This window comes from Paracoccus laeviglucosivorans, from assembly GCF_900182695.1.
Lineage (GTDB): Bacteria > Pseudomonadota > Alphaproteobacteria > Rhodobacterales > Rhodobacteraceae > Paracoccus > Paracoccus laeviglucosivorans.
Map to the genome: position 1 here is coordinate 1 of NZ_FXTK01000054.1, position 5,971 is coordinate 5,971.

The following is a 5,971-nucleotide window of genomic DNA, read 5'->3' on the forward strand; positions in this document are numbered from 1 at the left end:
TTCCCGACCGGCGTCGAGGTCAGCGACGCGATGGTCCATGGCGGCCCATACCCCGCCTCGACCAATTTCGGCGCGACCTCGGTCGGCACCATGTCGATCCGCCGCTTCCTGCGACCCGTCAGCTATCAGAACTTCCCGCAGGGCCTCATGGACGAGGATATGCGTTAAACAAATCCGCCCCCCGCCCAGGCGGGGGGCTACAGGGTTTCGCTGGTCCGAATATCGACGGGCACATCATGGTTGCGCGGCAGATCTTGCGGGCCCAGCGTCAGGATACGCTCCATCAGCGCGACGGTGCGTTCGACGACATCGGGGCCGGGATGGCTAAGGACCACATCCAGCAGATTATCCGACAAGGCCATGCCCGCTTCGCGGCTAAGTTCGGTCCCGATCAGCACAAGATCCTTGCGCTGCGCCGTGCGCAAGGCCGTCGCCGCGCCGCCCAGTCCGCCCCCGGCAACAAGGATCGCCACCAGATCGGGTTCATGTTCCAGCGCATGTTCAGTCAGGCCATAGGCGATGAAATCGCTTTCGTCGGTTTCACCGATCTCGCGGACGACCAGCTGCGAGCCGCGTTCGTGCAGATAGGCGCGAAAGCCGTCGCGATAGGCGCGATGGGCCATGTAATCGCTTGACCCCAGCAGCAATCCCACCGTGCCGGTCGAAGGGGCCAGCCGGTCGATCATCCATCCCGCACCCCTGCCGATCTTGATGCCATCCGCGCCGACGAACGCGGTGCGACGGGGCGTGGACAGATCGCTGAGCATGGTGATGACGGGAATGCCCCGCGCGGCAAGCCGATCGACGGCGGCGTTCACCTCGGGGGTGTCAACGGCGACGACGGCGATGGCATCGCAGGTCTCCGCCAGTTCCTCGATCGCGCGCACCACATGGGCCGAGGATATGCCTTCCATGTGCCGGACGGCCTCTTGCGCGCGCAGCAGCGTCGAGGCGCGCGTGCGATCCGCCAGCATATGGCCCAGTTCCGCGTAAAGCCCCCGGTCACGGCTGTTCAGAACAAAGCCCAGCGTGGCGCGCGGCGCATTTTCGGTCAGTCGGTCATGGATCGACCTTACCCCGTGATAGCCAAGCCGCTGCGCCGCAGACAGCACCTGATCGACCGTCGCGCGCTTGACTGCGGCGCGACGGTTCAGGATGCGGTCCACGGTGGACAGGCTGACGCCAGCCGCCGCCGCAACCTCTTGCATCGTTGGTCTCTTGACCATTCCATGCGCCCCGCAAAGCTTACGGGGCTAGGGTCGGCAGTTTTTCCCGCGCGTCAAGGCTGGTGCGCAAGGCGGTGATGTCGCCTTCGTTGACAGGATGGGCGCTGTTGCCCCAGCTGTTGCGGATATAGTCCAGCACATCCGCGATTTGGCGGTCGTTCATCTTCCAGTCGAAAGACGGCATCCCGCCACCGGTCGGCGCATCATGGCTTGACGCGGCCCGCGCGCCCTTCAGCATGACATGCGCAAGGTTGGTCACGTTATCCGACAAGACCGCATGGTTGCCCGCGAATGCCGGAGCAAGCAGCCCCATGCCTTCGCCCGCGACGCCATGACAGGCCGAGCAATTCACCTCATAGGCCAGGGCGCCGCGCGTCATCGCGGGATCGGTCGCCGGAATCGGCTGGGGTGCCGTCAGCTCTGATCCGGGCAAGGACTTCAGATAGGTCGCCATGGCCCGCGCGTCGTCCTGCGTCATGTATTGCAGCGAATGCTCCACCGCCTCGGCCATCGGGCCCGATGCCATCGCCTTGCCATCCGTGCCGCTGCGCAGATAGGTCGCGACTTCCTCGATGCTGCTTTCGCCAAGGCCGACATGGGCATTGCCGGTGATTTCCGGGGCAAACCAGCTGCCGATCCGCGCGCCTTGCAGGTATTGCGCGCCGATTTCCGCCCCAAGGCCGTTGCGCGGCGTGTGACAGGCAGAACAATGGCCCGCACCTTCGACCAGATAGCGCCCGCGTTCCACCACCGGATCGGCCGAGGCATGGGCCTCAAAGCCGGAATTGTCAAAGAACAGCATGTTCCAGCCCGCCATCGCCAGACGCTGGTTATAGGGAAAGCCCATGCCCGCATTTTCGTCGATGGCATGGCTGACCGGCTTGACCGTGGACATATAGGCCCACAAATCCTGCATGTCCTGATCGCTGATCTTGGCATAGGCGGTATAAGGCATCGCCGGATACAGCAGCCCCTTGGACCCCTGCCCATTGCGCACGGCGTCAAAGAAATCGCGCTGGGTCATGGCCCCGATCCCCGTCTCGCGGTCGGGCGAGATGTTTGAGGAAATCAGCGTGCCAAAGGGCGTGGCGATTTCATAGCCGCCGGCAAAGTCGCCGCTTTCGCGGGTGTGGCAGGCGGCACAGTCGGCCGAGCGCATGACATATTCGCCGCGCTTGATCGCTTCGGCATCGGTCGATTGGAAATCGGCCAGCGCCACGCTGTCATCGGCCACGCCATTGCGTGTGGTCGAATGCTTTTGCCACAGCAGCGCGCCTGCGCCGACAGCGGCGATGACAGCCAGTCCGGCCACGCCGGTCAGAATTTGCTTCATGGACATGGCTCAGGCCTCCACCAGCGGGCCGGGATTGTTGACATAGGTTTGGTGAATGGCCTGCGCCGCGCGGATCGCCAGCGCGCCGACCGTCGCCGTCGGGTTGTAGCCCGCATTCATCGGGAAGGCAGATGCGCCCACGACGAACAGGTTATGGCAATCCCAGCTTTGCAGATAGGGGTTCACGACCGAGGTGGTCGGGTCCGCCCCCATCACCGCGCCGCCGATCACGTGGTCGGACGCGATGACCGCCGTGGTGAAAGGCTTGTCGGCAAAGTTGAACGTCGTGATATTCTGCGCGCCCATTTCCTGCGCGATCTCGACCGCGCGATCCATGGTGAACTTGGCCATGTTGCGGTCGCTTTGCGCGTAATCATAGGTCAGGCGCAGCAGCGGCTGGCCGAACTTGTCGCGATAGGTCGGATCAAGGTCCAGATACCCACCCTTGACCGGCATCGAACAGCCTTGGTTGAAGATGGTGGTAAAGGTCTGGTAATTGTCCTTGTAGGCCTGTTTGAAGCCGGAACCCCAGCGCGGGCTGCCCTCGGGCAGTTTGCCGGCCTTCGAGATGGGCGCACCGTCGCGGGCCAGCGTCAGCATCCCCGCGCCGCCGATGAAATCCAGATCCGAGTGGTCGAAGTTGTCGCCGTTGTAATCGTCGATCTGGCTGCCATGCGCGCCCGCACCGATGAACGGGTTCATGGTTTCGCCGTCGATCCACATGTCCACGCCGGAAATGGTCTGGAAGCTGAAGTTCCGGCCCACGGTGCCCTGCTGCGTGCGGGGGTCATAGGGCTGGCCGATCTGCGAATTCAGCATCAGGCGGACGTTATCGACCTGAAACGCGGTGACGCAGACGATGTCGGCATCCTGCACATGTTCGCGGCCCTGATTGTCGACATAGGTGACGCCGGTCACGGTCTTGCCGTCCTGGGCCTTGTTGACCTTGATGACGCAGCTTTCCGTGATGACCTTGAAATTCGGGCGGCGCATCAGCACCGGGAACACGCAGGCTTGCGGCGAGGATTTGGAATAGTTGCCGCAGCCATAGGCCAGACAGAACCCGCAGTAGGTGCAGGCCCCCATGCTGACGCCCAGCGGGTTTACCCACGGTTGCGACAGGTTCGCTGCGGGGATGGTGAAGGGGTGCAGGCCCATGCGGGACGTGGCCTCGTTGAACACCTCCATCGAGCGCAGGGTCTTCAGCGGCGGGGTCGGGTATTCGCGCGACCTGTGGCCTTCGAAGATGTTGCCAACCGGGTCGATCTGGCCGTTGATATTGCCCGCCTTGCCGGAAATACCCGCGATCCGTTCGAAACGGTCGTAATAGGGCTCCATCTCGTCATAGGTGACGCCCCAGTCCTGCAATTGCATCTCTCCGTCCTCGGCCTTGGCAAGGCCGTAACGTTCGATGGTCTTGGAGCGGATCTCGAAATCCCACGGGGAAAAGCGCCATGCCATCCCCGCCCAGTGAAAGCCCGCGCCGCCGACGCCGCCGCCCAGTTCAAAGATGCCGTAATCGCGCTGCGGCGCCGCGACCTGATCCACGGTATTGCGGAAGGTCAGCGTGTTGTCCTTGGGCTTTGCCAGCAATTCCTTGCGGATGCCCCAGCGCAGTTCATCGGGGTCCACCGCCGGAGGGGTATGGGTCGATGTATCCATCCACGGGCCGCGGTCGATCGCGATGACGTTCAGTCCGGCGCGGGTCAGCTCCTCGGCCATCAGCGAGCCTGCCCAGCCCAGACCGACGACGACGACATCCGCCTTTTGTTTGGTTGCCATATCTTGCTACCTATTGTCCTGAGGTTTGGGCGGTCAGTCGCGGGGGATCAGGCTGACGGGTTCAAGGTCCAGCTTTTCGCCGGTGCGGTCGGCATAAAGCCGGTAATCATAGCGCGCGCCGGGAAAGCCGATCAGCTTCCAGCCCGCCATGTCCCTGTTGCCGCCATAGATCGGGTCCGCAAAATAACCTTCGCGGACGTTTTGCAGCATCAGTTCGAAAAACGCCTTGGTGTTCACGTCGTCCGCCAGCTTGACCGAACCGTCTTCCATCCCGCGCAGGATTTCGTCCTGACGGTTGGGTTGCAGATCGGCGAATGCCGCGCCGTCGATGCGCTGCGCATAGGCGTCCAGCGCGGCAAGGCCGGTCTCATACCGCTCGCGCGGGGTGGCGATGAATTGCGGGGTCTGCATCAGCGCGTCTTCGCCCGCCATCTTGGGCGTCTCGCGATACAGTGCCGCGCCTTCGCCAAAGGGACCGGCAAGCTGAGCGTCCAGAAATTCGACGCATCCCGCCTGACTGGCCGAGGGGCCAAGTTCATCTTGCGGAATCAGCCGGTCGAAGACGGCGGCCACGGTGCGGCGCTGGGTGTCGTTCGTCAGCACCCGCATCCCGCCGCCCGGCACGACCGAGGCGGGCAGAAAGGCTTTGTCCACCGCCATGTCGGTCGGATAGCCTTCCAGCGTCACGGCCCCGGCGCTTCGGCCGATCGTCGCACCCGCGGTCGCGATACCGACCAAGGAAAACAGCGCTTCCCTGCGTTTCATGCCAATTCCTTTGTCTGGACCGGCCCAGCTCGAACCCTTCGCAAAGGTGAAAGCCGCTTATCGCCGCGCGCATTGGGGCGGGCGTCAGCTCTGCAGAACCGGCGTGATGATGATCTGTCCTGCGCCGGGGCAACGTCTTGCCGCAATGCAGAATCTATAGGGCGGGTCATATTTCCGGGCGCAGACCGCGACAAGTCACCGCAGGCTGAAAAGACGCGATGCCAGTCAGAACCTTTCATTCCGACATATTTTTAGCAAAGATTAAGCCCGCCGCGCGCCGTAACCGCGACGAAAGGCGGGTATTCAGAATACCTTGGCCACGGTCGCTGCCGGCAGCAGCTCGATTTGCGGCCCTCTGCCTTTCTCGCCGCAGTCGGGCAGCTTCGTGGCTTCCAAAGCATTTGCAGCGAGTTGGGGAGCGAATTAAGGCACCGGAAAGGTGCGGCAGCTCGGGCTTCAGCCGGCGATCTCGGCATCCTTCACTCTGTCGCCCAACACTGTCGCCGCGAACTTGCGTTTCCAAGCATACAGAGAATGTGTGCTGACGCCGAGCCGCTCGGACATCCCCTTGGGCCGAATAACTCCGTTCCGTGATCTGCGCCAACACAGCACGCTAGAAATCGTTGCTGAAATTACCTTTGGGCATCATGGATTGCCATCATCCTCGTAAGCAAAGCCACCCCGGATCTGGGCGAGCACCGCCCGCGCTGAAAGCGGTTGGACGCGCGGCTGCGGCGGCGCGTCCAACGGATGCGGTCGCGGGGCGTTTCTACCCGTCCGGCCACCTTGCGTTGATCCCGTCCCCGCCGCATTGTGACAAGGGGAAACGGTTGGAGCCGCGATGACATCCGAAGATGCGCGACAC

Annotated in this window: 4 protein-coding genes and 1 pseudogene; 1 reads left to right on the forward strand and 4 read right to left on the reverse strand. The window is 63.2% G+C overall.

The window, feature by feature from the left end; all coding sequences use genetic code 11:
- Positions 1–168 (forward strand): annotated as a pseudogene (locus FN835_RS21730) (aldehyde dehydrogenase (NADP(+))); the annotation flags it as partial.
- A 29-nt stretch (positions 169–197) separates the two neighbouring features.
- On the opposite strand, the gene FN835_RS20765 reads toward FN835_RS21730, so the two are convergent.
- From FN835_RS20765 to FN835_RS20780, 4 genes are read right to left on the reverse strand one after another with little or no spacing between them, the layout of a single operon-like run.
- On the reverse strand, positions 198–1,208 hold the full coding sequence (locus FN835_RS20765) for a LacI family DNA-binding transcriptional regulator (protein ID WP_185958791.1): 1,011 nt from the start codon (positions 1,206–1,208) through the stop codon (positions 198–200).
- Between the two features lie 37 nt (positions 1,209–1,245).
- The gene (locus FN835_RS20770) at positions 1,246–2,565 is read right to left on the reverse strand and encodes a cytochrome c (RefSeq protein ID WP_142665141.1); all 1,320 of its coding nucleotides are present in this window, start codon (positions 2,563–2,565) and stop codon (positions 1,246–1,248) included.
- A gap of 3 nt (positions 2,566–2,568) precedes the next feature.
- Complete coding sequence (locus FN835_RS20775) at positions 2,569–4,341, reverse strand: GMC family oxidoreductase (protein WP_142665142.1); 1,773 nt, start codon at positions 4,339–4,341, stop codon at positions 2,569–2,571.
- Between the two features lie 33 nt (positions 4,342–4,374).
- Positions 4,375–5,106: a gluconate 2-dehydrogenase subunit 3 family protein gene (locus FN835_RS20780; protein WP_142665143.1), complete on the reverse strand. Its 732-nt coding sequence runs from the start codon at positions 5,104–5,106 to the stop codon at positions 4,375–4,377.
- Positions 5,107–5,971: the final 865 nt, after the last annotated feature.

Coding starts and splice junctions, on each gene's coding strand:
- FN835_RS20765 (WP_185958791.1), bottom strand. CDS start 1,208: ATGCAAGAGGTTGCGGCGGCGGCTGGCGTCAGCCTGTCCACCGTGGAC.
- FN835_RS20770 (WP_142665141.1), bottom strand. CDS start 2,565: ATGTCCATGAAGCAAATTCTGACCGGCGTGGCCGGACTGGCTGTCATC.
- FN835_RS20775 (WP_142665142.1), bottom strand. CDS start 4,341: ATGGCAACCAAACAAAAGGCGGATGTCGTCGTCGTCGGTCTGGGCTGG.
- FN835_RS20780 (WP_142665143.1), bottom strand. CDS start 5,106: ATGAAACGCAGGGAAGCGCTGTTTTCCTTGGTCGGTATCGCGACCGCG.